We start from the raw sequence: 14802 nt of genomic DNA, 5'->3' as shown, positions 1-14802 counted from the left end.
GGACGTAATACGTCTCGCCGCTTCGATGGAGTCATCGGCGGCCTTACGCCAAGGAGGCAGTGGGCATGGTCCCCAACTCGATCAAAGTTCCGGTTCCGTTCGACTACGTCTTCCCCGCTGGCGCGCTGTGCCTCGGGGTGGAACCGGTGACGGACTTCGACAAGCGCGGTCAGGGTGACGACCAGGCCCGTGACAAGGACACGGGCGAGCGGCTGTGGGTGGTCAAGGTGCTGGACCTGGACCCGGAGGCCGGGAAGTTCGGCGGGTCGAAGGAGGTCAAGGTGAAGATCGCCGCGCCGCAGCAGCCGGTGCCGCCCGCATCGAAGATTTCGGGCTACCCGCCGGCGGTCACCTTCACCGACGTGACCCTCACCCCGTACGTCGACTCGCAGCGGTGCAAGGGCTCGGGGAAGTGCCGGGCGCGTCAGGCGTGGTCGATCCGCGCGGGCGCCATGACCGAGCCGACCGCCGCCGCGACGAAGCAGGCGGCCTGACCAGAACTCGATGCGCGGGGCGGGCTTCCTCCGCCAAGACGACTCCCGCCCCGCGCCCTGACCCGTTCTCCCTGGAAGGAGTTGGGCTGATGCCCACGCTAGCTGACGCTGCCCGCATCGTCGGGAACCCGCGCCCCGCACCCCGCCGCACCACCCACCGCCGCACCGTGATGCGCCTCGCCGGCCCCGGCATCCGGGCCGCCCGCGAGGTCTACACCACCGTCCCGTCCGACGCCGTCCGCGTCGCCGCCCTGGTCGAGATCTCCGCCGCCGCCGCCGCTCTGGCCCGGACGGTGGTGAAGCTGCGGCACCTCGACCCGGACCTCATCGCCCCGCACGTGGCCGACCGCGTCGATCTGCGGGCGGTCCTGGGCCGTGGCCGGTGGCTGCCGACCATGACCCGCCACGTCCCCGCCCCCGAGTCCGGCCCCGTCAACCTGGCCGCGCTTGCCCCGGCTTGGATGCCGGTGCGTCGCCGCGTGATCCGCCGTGCCGGCACCCCGGGGCAGGGCTCGCTGTTCACCGCCGCTGCCACGGTTGGGGAGGGCTGAGCCATGCCGCTGGTCAACGTGATCCGGGGCGACCGGATCGACTCCGCTCCGATCAATGTCCGTACGCCGTTCGTGCGGATCCCGATGTGGCTGGCCCTGTCGTGGTGGACCGCCAAGGCTTTTGGCCGCCTGGTCGTCGTGCTCATCCGCTTCTGGTACCTGACCACCCCGGCCGCTTTCTTTGGCTGGCTGTACCTCCGCTTCGGGTGGCTCGGCCCCGCCCTGGTCCTGGGCGCTGTCGCGCTGGTGTCGACGGTGTGGGCGTTCGCGCACCGGGCGTCGTGGCTGCGGTTCGGCTGGTGGCCGGTCCTGTCCCGCTACCGCCGCATGGTCTACCGCCGCAACTGGCACGCCGCCATGGTGACGGCGAAGCTGGCCGTCTCCTTCGACTCCCACACCGTCCTGCCGGTCCTGCGCCGGGTCCGCTGCTCGGCCGGCGTCGACGTGGTGACGGTGCGGATGGTGACCGGGCAGATCCCCGACGACTTCGCCAAGGTCGCCGAACGCCTCGCCCACACCTTCGGCGTCCGGCAGGTCAAAGCCGCCCCCGGTCCTCGGCCCGATGTGGTGCTGCTGCACCTGTTCCGCGGTGACCCCCTCGCCAAGCTCGTCCGCCCGGTCCCGGTGCCGGCCGTCCCGGAGTTCACCGCCCTGCCCGTCGGTCGGCAGGAAGACGGCGACGGCTACGAGCTGCGCCTATTCGGCACACAGGTCCTCGTCGTGGGCGCCACGGGTGCCGGGAAGGGCTCCGTGATCTGGTCCGTGGTCCGCTCCCTCGCCAACGGTGTCACCTCGGGTCTGGTGCAGATCTGGGGGTTGGACCCGAAGGGCGGCATGGAACTCGGGATGGGTGCACTGATGTTCTCCCGGTTCGCCTGCAAGGACTACGCGGCGATGTGCGAGCTGATCGAGGAAGCCGCCACCGAGGCCAAGCGGCGAGCAGCCAAGCTCTACGGCCGCACCCGCCAGCACACCCCGACACCGGATGAGCCGCTGATCGTCCTGGTCATCGATGAGCTGGCCAACCTGACCGCCTACCTCACCGACCGGCAGCTCAAAGACCGGATCAAGGCCGCCCTGTCGATCCTGCTCTCGCAGGGCCGGGCGGTCGGCGTCCACGTCGTGGCCGCGATCCAGGACCCGCGTAAGGAAGTCCTGCCGTTCCGCGACCTGTTCCCCACCCGCATCGGGCTGCGACTGGCCGAGGCGGCTCAGGTGGACCTGGTCCTCGGGGAGGGGATGCGCGATCGGGGCGCGCTCTGCGACCGCATCCCGCAGTCCCTACCCGGCGTCGGGTTCGTGGTCATCGATGGTGCCCCGACGCCGATGCGGGTCCGGTTCTCCTACCTGACCGATGACGAGATCCGCGACATGGCCCACACCTACGGCCGACTGCGGGTCATCGACGGCGAGATCCTGGAAGGTGCCGCATGAAGCCCCACCCCACCAGCAGCCGCGCCGACCGGGTCGACGGTCTGGTGCTCGTCGTCATCCTGCTCATCGTCGCCGGCTTCGCCGGGGCAGCCTCGTTCACCCACGTCAAAGACTGGACCCTCGACAACTCCCCGGCCGGCACCGGGGCGTGGTTCGGCTGGGCCAACGCCGTCATCTCCGAACTCATTCCGTTCGCCGCCCTGCTGACCATCCGCCGCCGCAAGCGGGCCGGCGAATCCGTGGCCTACCCGATGTTCCTGCTCATCGCCGCCGTCGCCCTGTCCCTGGCCGCGCAGCTCGCCGTCGCCAAGCCGGGCCTGTCCGGGTGGCTGCTGTCCGCCGTCCCGGCGCTGGCGTTCATGGGCCTGTCCAAGCTCGTCCTGTCCACCGGCACCACCCCGGCCGCCGACCCCGCCCCGGCCCGCCCCGTCGAGCAGCCCACCCCGCCGGCTCCCGCACCCGTCGTCGCGCCAGCCGTGCCCGAGCCCGTCGCCCTGGTCCCCGTCGACCCCGCCCCTGCGGCCCCGGTCGCTCCGGTGTCGCCGGCCGCGTTCGTCCGCCGCAACGGTGTCCCGCTGATCGGAGAGGTGACCCGATGACCGACAACCTGCTCTCCGGCGTCCTCTTCGCCGCCTGCCTCGCACTCTTCACCTGGCACCGCTACAGCCTCTACGCCGCCCGCTACGAACTGGCCGCCCTGCAACGCGCCACCCTCCGCGATGGGTTGACCGGGCTCGCCAACCGCGCCGGCCTGGCTGACGCCTGGACCCAGCTCGCTCCGCTGCGGCCCTGGGTCGTGGTGGTCGACCTGGACGGCTTCAAGCCCGTCAACGACACCCACGGCCACGCCGCCGGGGACCTGGTCCTCACTACCGTCGCGCAACGCCTGCGCTCGGTCCACGGCATCGCGGCCCGCCTCGGCGGGGACGAGTTCGCCGCCCTCCTGCTCGACGCGAACCCGGCCACGGCTGCCCGCCAACTGGCCGCCGCGATCGCCGCCCCGGTCCAGCTGCCCTCAGGCGTCTCGGTGTCGGTGACCGCGAGCATCGGCCTCGCCCCCGCCAGCCCGTCCGGGCTCGCCGCCGCCCTGGCCGACGCCGACGCGGCCATGTACCGGGCCAAGACCACCCGGGCCGGCGTGGTCGCCTTCGACCCGCTGCGCGACGACCACACCACCCCCACCGCCGACCCCCGCCCCGCCCTGCGGGTCCGTGACTTGACCCCTGCCGTGGGGGTGGGCCGATGACCGTCACCCCGCTGCCCGGCCTCGCCCCCGCCCCCGTGGTGGAGCCGAGGCCGGGCTCCCGGGCCGCCCGGATACTCATGCCCCGATCCGTCGACGTGGTCAAGGACTTGGCCGCCGACTACGGCGTCTGCACCCGGCCGGTCTCCCTCCGGCGCACCGACCTCGACACCGGGCAGGCCGAAGTCATCGACATGCCCTGCGGCGCCACGCAGGAAGCCAAGTGCCCGGCCTGCGCGAAGCGTGCCCGCCGGCTGCGCCAGCAGCAGATCCGGGAAGGCTGGCACCGCGACGACGAACCTGACCCCGGCCCCGAGCCGGCCACCGACGCGCAACGCGGTCTGATCGTCGCCCGCGCTCACCTGGAATTCGCCCGCGATGAAGCCGCGCGGGCCTCGCAGTGGGACCAGGTGGCCGACCTCGATGACGCGATCGCGGAATTGGAAGGCCAGATCACCACCGAAGGACTCCGGGGTCGCCCGGCTCCGCCGCACGGCGGCGAGGACCAGGAGGACGGCGACGGCAAGCGGCGGGTGCGCTCCACCAAACGGCGGCAGGACGCCCCGGACCTGCCCCGCCTCCCCGTCGAGAACCGGACCGTGGGCCGGACCTTCGAGGGCAACGGCGGGCAGGTGTTCCGGCCCTCGATGTTCCTCACCCTCACCCTCGGCTCCTACGGCCGCGTCCACTCCGACGGCACGCCCGTCGACCCCGACGCCTACGACTACCGGCGAGCAGCCTGGGACGCGGTCCACTTCCCGCGGCTTCTCGACCGGTTCTGGCAGAACCTGCGCCGCGCGGTCGGCTGGAACGTTCAGTACGGCGGAGCTGTAGAGCCTCAGCGCCGGTTGGCTCCTCACGCGCACTTCGCCATCCGGGGCACCATCCCGCGCGCCCTCGTGCGGCAGGTGGCCGCCGCCACGTACCACCAGGTGTGGTGGCCCTCGGTCGAGCAGCGGGTCTACGAACCCGGGCGGGCGCCGCAATGGGACGCCGACGCCGCCGGCTACACCGACCCCGAATCGGGCCGGCTGCTGCCGTCGTGGGATGACGCCCTGGACCTGGTTGACGCTGACCCCGACGCCCAACCCGTGCACGTCGTCCGCTTCGGCGTCCAGGTCGACGCCAAGGGCGTCCTCGCCGGCTCCAAGGACGCGGATCGGTGCGTCGGCTACATCACCAAGTACCTGACCAAGCAGGCCGCCGACTGCCACCAGGTGACCACCGGCCGGCAGCGGGCGCACCTGGAACGCCTGTGGTCCGAGCTGCGGCACACGCCCTGTTCGGATCGGTGCGCGAACTGGCTGCTCTACGGCGTCCAGCCCAAGAAGGCGCGACCCGGGCTGCGGCCGGGCAACTGCAAGAACAAGGTCCACAAGCGCGACACCCTCGGCATCGGCGGCCGGCGCGTCCTGATCTCCCGGCAGTGGTCCGGCAAGACCCTCACCGACCACCGCGCCGACCGCCGCGACTGGGTCAAGGCGCTGCTCGGCGTCACCACCGACGCCGACACCGCCCCGGCCGGCTCCGACACGGTGCGGCACGCTTGGGAACTCGCCAAGCCCACTGATCCGGACGTGCCGCCGCTCGGGCACCGGGTGCTGCGTGCCATCTCCGAACGCATCCAATGGCGCGTCCAGCTTGACGCCGCCAGACGCGCCGCCGCCAATCCGCCCGACGTTTCGGCAACTTCGGCTCAGCCGTCCGATAGCGAGGAAGGAGCAAGCGCGTGACGGAGAGGAAGAGCGTTCGACCGGCTGAGGCTGCAACGCTTCTCGGCGTCTGCCGGGACACTGTCTACGTCCTGATGCGCTCGGGCCGGCTCCGTTCGATCAAGGCCGGTCGCGCTCGCCTGATCCCGCTGGCGGCGATTGATGAGTTCCTGTCGGCTGATGAGGAGTTCGCGGCATGACCGGCCGGCGGCGTCGGGCTCACGGTGAGGGCTCGGTGTACGAGCAGCGGCCGGGCGTGTGGGCTGCTGTGGTCGACCTCGGCTGGATCGACGGGAAGCGGAAGCGAAAGTACGTCTACGCCAAGAGCGAGGCTGAGGCAGTCCGGAAGCGGGACGAGCTGCGGCGCCAACTCCAACTCGGCGTCGACCTCACCGCGCAGCCTCGGACGCTGGAAGCCTGGTTGAACGAGTGGCTGCGGGACGTGAAGGCGCACGATGGCACCCGGCCGTCAACGCTGACGCGTTACCGCCTGGCCGTGAGCAAGCACCTGGTGCCCGGCCTCGGGCGGGTGAAGCTCGACCGGCTGACTCCTCGGGACGTGCAGCGGTTCCTCACCGGTCTGCGGGGCAAGCTCGCGCCGGCCAGCATCATCAAGGTGCACGCCGTGCTGCGGGTCGCCCTGGCCGACGCTGAGCGGATGGACCTGGTGCCGCGCAACGTCGCCAAGGCCGCCAAGCCGCCGGCCCTCGGCCGAACCGAGCGACGTGCCCTGACGCCCGAGGAAGCCAAGACGCTGCTGTCGGCGCTGACCGGGGACCGGCTGGAATCGCTGTTCGTGCTGGCGCTGGCAACCGGGCTGCGGCGGGCTGAGCTGTTGGGCCTGCGATGGTCGGATGTCGACCTGCCGGGGAAGGCGCTGTTCGTTCGGCAGACGCTCCAGCGAACAGATCGCGGACTGGAGTTCGTGCCACCGAAGACGCACCGGTCGAGCCGTCCGCTGCCGCTGTCGTCCCTGGCGGTGCGGGCGTTGGAGTCGCAACGGGTGCGCCAGGCCAAGGAACGGCTCGCGGCCGGGGAGCTGTGGTCGGATCTGGGCCTGGTCTTTGCCAGCACCATCGGCACCGCGATGGAGCCGCGGAACGTCAACCGGCGCTTCGACCAGCTCCGCGCGGCGGCCGGCCTGGACTGGCTGCACCTGCACGACCTGCGGCACGCCTTCGCCACGTTCCTGCTCGACCAGGGCGAGGAGCTGCGGACGGTGATGGAGCTGCTCGGGCACTCCACAATCCGGATGACCGCCGACACCTACGGGCACGTCCTGCCGGCACGGGCTCGTCAGGCTGCCTCGGCCATCGATCGGGTGCTGGGCGAGGAGGGGACGGCGTGACCGCTTGGCTGTACGAATGGCTGTACTCGGGACCGAGATCAACCGGTGTTTGTGCTGGTGGAGCCCAGGGGACTCGAACCCCTAACCCCTGCCTTGCAAAGGCAGTGCTCTGCCAGTTGAGCTAGGGCCCCGCGTACGGCAGGCGCCGCGCGTGCTGGCAGTGGACGAGCGGACCGTCAGCGCAGGTCGGGCGCGGTGGTCGCCTCGTGCCAGAGGGCGCGCTCGTCGTTGGAAGCCTTGACCTTCCGAGCCACCACCGCAGCCACGCCGACGATGCCGACCAGGAACAGAAGCTTCTTGAACATGGGGCGACCCCTCGCGCTCGACTGCCGTCGGGAAGGACGTGCGGTGGGGCTAGCTGGAATCGAACCAGCGACCTCAGAGTTATCAGCTCTGCGCTCTAACCGACTGAGCTATAGCCCCGCGTAGCGACGAGCAAGGTTAACCCATCGCCGCAGCCGCCCCCAAATCGGGGTCCGCCGTGGCGCCCGTGCGCTCTCCCGACCGTACCCGCCGCCCTGCGCCGGGAGCGACCCCTTTCCGACCCCGACGCCCCGCGCGGCGCGGCTCGCGGTCATCCCGGGCCATCCAGGGCCCGGGAAAGGCGCGACCGCCACACCCCGGGCCATCTGCGGCCCAGGAGGGCCCCAGGTACCGGGAACGACCCAGCCTCCCCGCGTCCGGGACCGCCCAGGGCCCGTAGACGCGGGGACGCCGGGACACCGCGTCTGCGGTGTCCCGGCGTTCCCGGTCCGATCGTCAGTCGCGCTCGGCGAGCGTCAGCTCGATGCCGCCGACCAGGTCGGCGCAGACGTTGTAGACGAACGCCCCGAGGGTGGCCAGCGCGGTGAAGAGCACCACGTTGACCAGGCCGATCAGGGCCGAGCTGAGGATGACGCCCTTCGCGGTGATCCGGAACCCGCTGGTGCTCTCCCCGCCGCCGGCGTTGACCAGGTCGGTCAGGCTGTCGTTGACGCTCTTGAACACGCCCATCGCGTCCAGCGCGAGGTAGAGCACCGAGGTGGCCACGACCACCACGATGAAGAGCACCACGGAGACGGCGAAGGCGAACTTCATCACCGACCACGGGTCGATCCGCTTGAGGTTCAGCCGGGCCCGGCGCGGCCCGCGGGACGCGGCCGAGGTGACCGAGGTACGCGCGGCGCGTACCGCGTCACCCACCCGGGCCGCCCCGACGGCGCTGGCGCCCACGCCCGGCGGGAGGCCCCCGCCGTTGGCGGGGCGGCCGCCGCCGGGCCGGGGGGCGTCCTGCTGCGCCTTCGCCGACGAGACCCGGGCCTGGGTGCCGGTCGTCCCCGCCCTCGGCTGGGTGCCGTTGGCGGTGGTCGACTTGGCGGCGGCCTGCCCGGCGCCGACCTTGATCGGCTGGGTGGCGCTGGGCGTGCGGTCGGCGGCGGCCGGCGGGTTCGCGGCGGAGGTCGCCTCGACCGCCGGGGCGATCTCGGTCTCCTCGCTGGACCCCGAATCCTCCCCGGGCTTGTCCGGGGGCGGTGCCATGCCCGGGGCGCGGGTGAACTTCGGGGCAGGCGCGTCGCCGGGGACGGTGGCACGGCCGACGGCCGCCCGACCGGTCGCCGATGTGCCGCCGTTGGCGGACTCCTCGTCGACCGCGTTGGCCGAGGTCCCCTTGTTCCCCGACTTCGCCTGTGTCTCCGTCATCAACTAGTCCTGTTCGTCAGGCTCGTCGGCATTGCGAGCAATCGCCACGATAGTCACGCCGTCCGGGAGGTCCATCAGCTTGACCCCCATTGTGTTCCGGTCACGCGTACGGCGTACAGGCTTCACCGGAGTCCGGATGACACCACCGTTGCTGGTGATCGCGAAGAGCTCGTCGTCCGGGTCGATCACCACAGCACCGACCAGACCACCCCGCCGCTCGGTGATCTTCGCAGTCAGCACGCCCTTACCTCCCCGGCCCTGGACCGGGTATTCCTCGATCGGGGTACGTTTCGCGTACCCGCCGTTCGTCGCGACCAGGACGTCCAGGCCCTCGCGCACGACCTCGACCGCGAGCAGCTCGTCCTCCTCGCTGAACCGCATGCCGATCACACCCGACGTGGCCCGGCCCATCGGCCGCAGCGCCTCGTCGGTGGCGTTGAAGCGGATCGCCTGCGCGTTCTTGGAGACCAGCAGCAGATCCTCCTCCGGGCCCACGAGGACGGCACCGACCAGCTCGTCCTCATCGCGCAGGTTGATCGCGATGACGCCGCCGGAACGGTTGGAGTCGAACTCCTCGAGCCGCGTCTTCTTCACCAGGCCGTTCTTCGTGGCGAGTACCAGGTAGGGCGCCACCTGGTAGTTCGGGATTTCGATGATCTGAGCGATCTGCTCGTCCGGTTGGAAGGCGAGCAGGTTGGCCACGTGCTGGCCCTTGGCCACCCTACTGGCTTCGGGAAGCTCGTACGCCTTGGCCCGGTACACCCGGCCCTTGTTCGTGAAGAACAGGATCCAGTCGTGGGTGGAGCATACGAAGAAGTGGCTGACGATGTCGTCCTGCCGCAGCGTCGCCCCGCTGACGCCCTTGCCGCCGCGCCGCTGCGAGCGGTAGAGATCCACCTTGGTCCGCTTGGCGTACCCGGTGCGGGTGATCGTGACGACCACGTCCTCGCGGGCGATCAGGTCTTCCATGGAGACCTCGCCGTCGAACGGCACGATCTTCGTACGCCGCTCGTCGCCCCACTTCGCGACGATCTCGCCGAGCTCCTCCGAGACGATCTGCCGCTGCCGCTCCGGCTTGGCCAGGATGTCCTTGAGGTCGGCGATCTCCAGCTCCAGCTTGGCCAGGTCGTCCAGGATGCGCTGCCGCTCCAGGGCCGCCAGCCGGCGCAGCTGCATGTCCAGGATCGCGGTCGCCTGGATCTCGTCGATCTCCAGCAGCCGGATCAGGCCCTGCCGGGCGTCCTCGACGGTGGGCGAGCGCCGGATCAGGGCGATCACCTCGTCGAGGGCGTCCAGCGCCTTGGACAGACCGCGCAGGATGTGCGCCCGCTCCTCGGCCTTGCGCAGCCGGAACGCCGTCCGCCGCCGGATCACCTCGATCTGGTGCTCGACGTAGTAGCGGATGAACTGGGCCAGGTTGAGCGTCCGCGGCACCCCGTCGACCAGCGCCAGCATGTTGGCGCCGAAGGTCTCCTGGAGCTGGGTGTGCTTGTAGAGGTTGTTGAGCACCACCTTGGCGACCGCGTCCCGCTTCAGGACGAGCACGATCCGCATGCCGGTACGCCCGGACGACTCGTCCCGGATGTCGGCGATGCCGGCGAGCTTGCCCTCCTTGATCAGCTCGGCGATCCGCTCGGCGAGGTTGTCCGGGTTGACCTGGTACGGCAGCTCGCTGACCACCAGCGCCGGCCGGCCCCGCTTGTCCTCCTCGACCTCGACCACGGCGCGCATCCGGATCGAGCCCCGCCCCGTGCGGTACGCGTCCTGGATGGCCTGCTGCCCGACGATCAGGCCATGGGTGGGGAAGTCCGGGCCCTTGACGATCTCCAGCAGCGCCTCGAGCGTGGTGGCCTCGTCGACCTCCGGGTTCTCCAGGCACCACTGCACCGCCGCGCCGATCTCGCGCAGGTTGTGCGGCGGGATCTTGGTGGCCATCCCGACCGCGATGCCCTCGGAGCCGTTGATCAGCAGGTTCGGGATCCGGGACGGCAGGATGGTGGGCTCCTTGGCCCGGCCGTCGTAGTTGTCCTGCAGGTCGACGGTGTCCTCGTCGATGTCCCGCAACATCTCCATCGCCAGCGGGTCGAGCTTGCACTCGGTGTTGTGGCTGACGAACCCGTCGGAGACGAACGAGTGGTCGTCGGTGTCCACCCGGATGCTGTAGACCGGCTGCACGCCGGCGTCGGTGATCTCGGTCACCTCGGCGTAGTAGAAGCGGCCGTCGACCAGGGGCTCAACGACGTCGAGGATCCCCGGCTCGGTGATCCGGGCCGCGATCTCGTCGCGGTCCCGCTCCCAGCGCTCGATCCGGTCGACGTTGTGCCGACGCAGCCAGTCCCGCTCGGTCCACCGCGTCGCGCCGTGCTCACGAAGGAAGTCACCGACGAACGGCACGAAGTCGCCGGCCAGTGCCCGGCTGGTCGCCGGCACCTCGGCCAGCTCCGACTCCAGCTTGGCCTGCTTGCGACCGAGGAAGCCGACGTGGGCGGCGAAGATCCGGGCATCACGTCGGTTGGTCACCACGACCTTGGTCTCGCCGTCGTCGTACCGGCACTGCTTGCTGACGACACCGAACTCCAGCAGCAACTGCTGGACCTCGCGGGCCAGCCGCTCGCTGCGGGTCGAGTACGAGACCTGGATGGTGTGGCGCGGCAGCAGCGAGGACGAGCCGTCACCCTCGAAGAGCGCCTGGAGGAAGGCCCGCTTGACGGCCGCCGGACCACGCCAGACGAACTCGGGTACGAACTTGGCGGCGCTGCGCGCCCCGACCAGCTCACCCAGGGCGGTAGATGCGAGCTGCCGAATACTGGCGCGAACGCGATACAGGGTCTTGCCGGAGGGAAGATTCTCTTCACCGAACCAGCGCTTGCCCCCGACGGCAAGGTCGAAGGCTGCGACAACCCGTGTGAAGAATTCCTGGTCGGCGTTGGCGAACTCGACCCACTGGTCCGAGATCCAGCCCTCGCTGACGAGCGCCCCGGCCAGGACGGCCGCCTCGACGTGCTCCAGCATCGGGTAGCCGATCTCGTCCGGCACCGTGCGCTGGAGGACCACCCGGTCGCCCGGGGAGATCTCGGCGAGCAGCTTCCACAACAGGGTCGGCACGCCGGCCACGTCCACCAGGCAGAGCACCGGGTGGTTGTGCGTGCCGGTCAGCTCGTACCCCTCGCGGGTGCGCAGCCGCAGCGTCGGGTGCTCGCCGGAGTGGAAGAACTTGGAGGCGCGGACCAGGTCGCCGTTGCGGTCGCGGACCTTGAGCTCGACGTCCGTCTCGCTGCTCGGCGCGGCACCCGGCACGACGTCGCCGACCCGTACGCTGCCCTCAGCGGTACGAATCCGGACATCTGCCGTAATACAGTATCTCATTGCCGCAGCCGGGTCATTCCCGGGCGAACCGAAGTTGCCGTTGCCGTCCACCAGCGGGTACCGCAGCGACCACGGCTGCGCCATCCGGACCAGCGCGTCGTAGATCGCCGAGTCGCCGTGCGGGTGGAACTGACCCATCACGTCACCGACGACGCGGGAGCACTTCACGTAGCCGCGGTCCGGCCGGTAGCCCGAGTCGAACATGGCGTACAGGATCTTGCGGTGGACCGGCTTGAGCCCGTCCCGGACGTCCGGCAGCGCCCGCCCGACGATGACGCTCATCGCGTAGTCGAGGTAGGAGCGCTGCATCTCGACCTCGAGGCCGACCGGCTCGATCCGGTCGTGCTGCGCGACGACCGCGGCCGGTGTCTCCGGGGTCTCCGGCTCGTTCGGGGTGGACTCGGGAAGATCCGTCACTGTTAACCCTTATCAGACTCAGAGTCGGTTTCGTGCTGTGGATAACCGCTGTGGAAACCGGCCAAGTTGTGGATAACTCTGTGGACCGGCGAGCCGACCGGTGGATCGCGGTCGGCCCGCCGCTCCGTCAGATGTCGAGGAACCGCACGTCCTTGGCGTTGCGCTGGATGAACGACCGGCGCGCCTCGACGTCCTCACCCATCAGCACGCTGAACAGCTCGTCGGCGGTTGCCGCGTCGTCCAGGGTCACCTGGCGCAGGGTACGGGTGGCCGGGTTCATCGTGGTCTCCCACAGCTCGGGGTAGTTCATCTCGCCGAGACCCTTGAACCGCTGGATGTCGTCCGGCTTCGCGTTGGCCTTCTTCTGCTGGCGCAGCGCGATGAGCCCGTCCCGCTCCCGGTCGGAGTACGCGTACTGGGCGTCGTCGCCCTTCCTGTTCCACTTGATCTTGTAGAGCGGCGGGGCGGCCAGGTAGACGTGACCCAGCTCGACCAGCGGCCGCATGAAGCGGAACAGGAGGGTGAGCAGGAGCGTCTGGATGTGCTGGCCGTCGACGTCGGCGTCCGCCATCAGCACGATCTTGTGGTAGCGCAGCTTCTCGATGTCGAAGTCGTCGTGGATGCCGGTGCCCAGCGCGGTGATCAGCGCCTGGACCTCGTTGTTCTTGAGCACCCGGTCGATCCGGGCCTTCTCCACGTTGAGGATCTTGCCGCGGATCGGCAGGATCGCCTGGGTACGCGGGTCGCGCCCCTGCTTGGCCGAGCCGCCGGCCGAGTCGCCCTCGACGATGAAGACCTCGGACTCGCGCGGGTCGGTGGACTGGCAGTCGGCCAGCTTGCCCGGCATCGAGCCGGACTCCAGCAGCGACTTGCGCCGGGCCAGCTTCCGGGCCTGCTGGGCGGCGATCCGCGCCCGGGCGGCCTGGGAGGCCTTCTGGATCATGGTCTTGGCCTCGGCCGGGTTCCGGTCGAACCAGTCGACCAGCCGGTCGTTGCAGACCCGCTGCACGAAGCTCTTCACCGGGGTGTTGCCCAGCTTGGTCTTGGTCTGGCCCTCGAACTGCGGGTTGGTCAGCTTGACCGAGATGATCGCGGCCAACCCCTCGCGGATGTCCTCGCCGGAGAGCTTCTCGTCGCCCTTGAGCAGCTTGCGCTCGGTGCCGTAGCGGTTGACCACGCTGGTCAGCGCGCTGCGGAAGCCCTCCTCGTGGGTGCCGCCCTCGTGGGTGTTGATGTTGTTGGCGAAGGTGTAGACCGACTCGCCGTACGACTCGTTCCACTGCATGGCGATCTCGAGCGACATGCCCTCCTCCTCGGCGCCGAACTCGACCACCGTCTTGTGGATCGGGTTCTTGGAGGCGTTGAGGTGGCGGACGAAGTCGGCGATGCCGCCGTCGTAGCGGAAGGTCACCTCGCGGAGCTTGCCCTCCTCGCCCTCCGGCACCCGCTCGTCGAGCAGGTGGATGGTGAGGCCACGGGTGAGGAAGGCCATCTCCTGGAGGCGCCGGTAGATGGTCTGGAAGTCGAAGTCGACGGTCTCGAAGACGTCGGCGTCGGGCCAGAAGGAGACCGCCGAGCCGGTCCGGTCGGTCGGCTCGCCCTTCTCCAGCGGGGTGGGCTTGGAGTGGTGGTATTCCTGGCTCCAGACGAAGCCGTCCTTGTGGATCTCCACAGCCATCTTGGTGGAGAGGGCGTTGACCACGGAGACGCCGACGCCGTGCAGGCCGCCGGAGACGGCGTACGCCTTGCCGTCGAACTTGCCGCCCGCGTGCAGCACGGTCAGGGCGACCTCGACACCGGGCTTCTTGAGCTTGGGGTGCAGGTCGACCGGGAAGCCCCGGCCGTTGTCGGTGACCCGGACCCCACCGTCGGCCAGCAGCACGACGTCGATGGTGTCGCAGTAGCCCGCCATCGCCTCGTCGACCGCGTTGTCGACGACCTCCCACACGAGGTGGTGCAGGCCGCGTTCACCGGTGGACCCGATGTACATACCGGGCCGCTTCCGAACCGCCTCCAGTCCCTCGAGAACGGTGATCGACTCGGCGCCGTACTTCTTGTTGTCCTCCGCTGCCACGCTCGGCCACTTTCTCGCACCGACCACGCCAGGGCGCGGGGCGCGGGTTCGGCGGACAGGACGCGACGTCGGCGCGCACGGCCCGGCCCCGGATGCCCAGGTCACGGATCGTGTACGCCGGTCGCCGCGGTTGCCCGCGGATCGCGATCGGCTGGACCGGGCCCGCAACAATGATCAAGGGCCCGATGGGCCCGTGTCGTCGCTCCGCGTCCGGTCTTCGTCTCGTCGTCAATCTTACTGTGCGCAGACGACAGAACCGCCACTCGGCACCCCTGAAGAGGCGGCTGAGACGTCCGTAGCGGGCCGAACTGCGCTGTCCGCGACTCCCCCTACACGCCAGGCCCCCGGTCGCGGTCGCCGTCGCCGTCGAATCGCGCCGCCGGCACCGGGGCGGGCGGGCGGCGCCCGGCGGTCGTACCGTAGCTTTGCCACGCCACCCCGGGGCCGGTCTTGATCTTCTCCGGTCGGAACCGGGACGATCGA

The 14802-nt window shown here is 70.3% G+C and carries 12 protein-coding genes and 2 tRNA genes; 8 read left to right on the top strand and 6 right to left on the bottom strand.

All coding sequences use genetic code 11. The features are described 5' to 3' along the window. Positions 1-65: 65 nt before the first annotated feature. From GA0074704_RS02925 to GA0074704_RS02890, 8 genes are all read left to right on the top strand, one after another. Complete coding sequence (locus GA0074704_RS02925) at positions 66-494, top strand: hypothetical protein (protein WP_088973410.1); 429 nt, start codon at positions 66-68, stop codon at positions 492-494. Between the two features lie 89 nt (positions 495-583). After that, entirely contained in the window at positions 584-1045 is a 462-nt protein-coding gene (locus GA0074704_RS02920; RefSeq protein WP_157743584.1) for a hypothetical protein, read from the top strand. Positions 1046-1048: 3 nt separating this feature from the next. After that, entirely contained in the window at positions 1049-2479 is a 1431-nt protein-coding gene (locus GA0074704_RS02915) for an FtsK/SpoIIIE domain-containing protein (protein ID WP_088969057.1), read from the top strand. Next, a complete protein-coding gene (locus tag GA0074704_RS02910) occupies positions 2476-3078 on the top strand; it encodes a DUF2637 domain-containing protein (RefSeq protein WP_088969056.1) in 603 nt (200 codons plus the stop codon). The genes GA0074704_RS02915 and GA0074704_RS02910 overlap by 4 nt, the downstream gene beginning before the upstream one ends. Then, positions 3075-3725: a GGDEF domain-containing protein gene (locus GA0074704_RS02905; protein WP_088969055.1), complete on the top strand. Its 651-nt coding sequence runs from the start codon at positions 3075-3077 to the stop codon at positions 3723-3725. The genes GA0074704_RS02910 and GA0074704_RS02905 overlap by 4 nt, the downstream gene beginning before the upstream one ends. Then, entirely contained in the window at positions 3722-5455 is a 1734-nt protein-coding gene (locus tag GA0074704_RS02900) for a replication initiator (RefSeq protein WP_088969054.1), read from the top strand. Before GA0074704_RS02905 ends, GA0074704_RS02900 begins: the two co-directional genes overlap by 4 nt. Further along, the gene (locus tag GA0074704_RS02895) at positions 5452-5634 is read left to right on the top strand and encodes a helix-turn-helix domain-containing protein (RefSeq protein ID WP_088969053.1); all 183 of its coding nucleotides are present in this window, start codon (positions 5452-5454) and stop codon (positions 5632-5634) included. Before GA0074704_RS02900 ends, GA0074704_RS02895 begins: the two co-directional genes overlap by 4 nt. Beyond that, on the top strand, positions 5631-6782 hold the full coding sequence (locus tag GA0074704_RS02890) for a tyrosine-type recombinase/integrase (protein ID WP_088969052.1): 1152 nt from the start codon (positions 5631-5633) through the stop codon (positions 6780-6782). The genes GA0074704_RS02895 and GA0074704_RS02890 overlap by 4 nt, the downstream gene beginning before the upstream one ends. A 55-nt stretch (positions 6783-6837) precedes the next feature. On the opposite strand, the gene GA0074704_RS02885 is transcribed toward GA0074704_RS02890, so the two are convergent. The 6 genes from GA0074704_RS02885 to gyrB all read right to left on the bottom strand — a co-directional run bounded on the left by GA0074704_RS02885 (position 6838) and on the right by gyrB (position 14319). Beyond that, a tRNA-Ala gene (locus GA0074704_RS02885) sits at positions 6838-6913 on the bottom strand. Between the two features lie 45 nt (positions 6914-6958). Continuing rightward, positions 6959-7087 carry a DLW-39 family protein gene (locus GA0074704_RS29290; RefSeq protein WP_231926743.1) on the bottom strand — a complete coding sequence of 43 codons (129 nt, stop codon included), beginning with the start codon at positions 7085-7087 and terminating at the stop codon, positions 6959-6961. Between the two features lie 44 nt (positions 7088-7131). Further along, positions 7132-7205 (bottom strand) — tRNA-Ile (locus GA0074704_RS02880). A gap of 336 nt (positions 7206-7541) precedes the next feature. Next, positions 7542-8462, bottom strand: a complete 921-nt coding sequence (locus tag GA0074704_RS02875; RefSeq protein ID WP_088969051.1) for a DUF3566 domain-containing protein — start codon at positions 8460-8462, stop codon at positions 7542-7544. Positions 8463-8465: 3 nt separating this feature from the next. After that, positions 8466-12245 carry an intein-containing DNA gyrase subunit A gene (gene gyrA / locus GA0074704_RS02870; RefSeq protein WP_088969050.1) on the bottom strand — a complete coding sequence of 1260 codons (3780 nt, stop codon included), beginning with the start codon at positions 12243-12245 and terminating at the stop codon, positions 8466-8468. A gap of 127 nt (positions 12246-12372) precedes the next feature. Further along, positions 12373-14319 (bottom strand): DNA topoisomerase (ATP-hydrolyzing) subunit B, encoded by a 1947-nt coding sequence (gyrB, locus tag GA0074704_RS02865; protein ID WP_088969049.1) that lies wholly within the window; start codon positions 14317-14319, stop codon positions 12373-12375. Positions 14320-14802: the final 483 nt, after the last annotated feature.

The sequence above is a fragment of the Micromonospora siamensis genome (genome assembly GCF_900090305.1).
GTDB classification, from domain to species: Bacteria; Actinomycetota; Actinomycetes; order Mycobacteriales; family Micromonosporaceae; genus Micromonospora; species Micromonospora siamensis.
This window is presented reverse-complemented; position numbering and strand designations above follow the sequence as displayed.

Excerpts from the sequence above, each read along its gene's own strand:
- GA0074704_RS02925 (WP_088973410.1), top strand. The coding sequence starts at position 66 with ATGGTCCCCAACTCGATCAAAGTTCCGGTTCCGTTCGACTACGTCTTC.
- GA0074704_RS02920 (WP_157743584.1), top strand. The coding sequence starts at position 584 with ATGCCCACGCTAGCTGACGCTGCCCGCATCGTCGGGAACCCGCGCCCC.
- GA0074704_RS02915 (WP_088969057.1), top strand. The coding sequence starts at position 1,049 with ATGCCGCTGGTCAACGTGATCCGGGGCGACCGGATCGACTCCGCTCCG.
- GA0074704_RS02910 (WP_088969056.1), top strand. The coding sequence starts at position 2,476 with ATGAAGCCCCACCCCACCAGCAGCCGCGCCGACCGGGTCGACGGTCTG.
- GA0074704_RS02905 (WP_088969055.1), top strand. The coding sequence starts at position 3,075 with ATGACCGACAACCTGCTCTCCGGCGTCCTCTTCGCCGCCTGCCTCGCA.
- GA0074704_RS02900 (WP_088969054.1), top strand. The coding sequence starts at position 3,722 with ATGACCGTCACCCCGCTGCCCGGCCTCGCCCCCGCCCCCGTGGTGGAG.
- GA0074704_RS02890 (WP_088969052.1), top strand. The coding sequence starts at position 5,631 with ATGACCGGCCGGCGGCGTCGGGCTCACGGTGAGGGCTCGGTGTACGAG.
- GA0074704_RS29290 (WP_231926743.1), bottom strand. The coding sequence starts at position 7,087 with ATGTTCAAGAAGCTTCTGTTCCTGGTCGGCATCGTCGGCGTGGCTGCG.
- GA0074704_RS02875 (WP_088969051.1), bottom strand. The coding sequence starts at position 8,462 with ATGACGGAGACACAGGCGAAGTCGGGGAACAAGGGGACCTCGGCCAAC.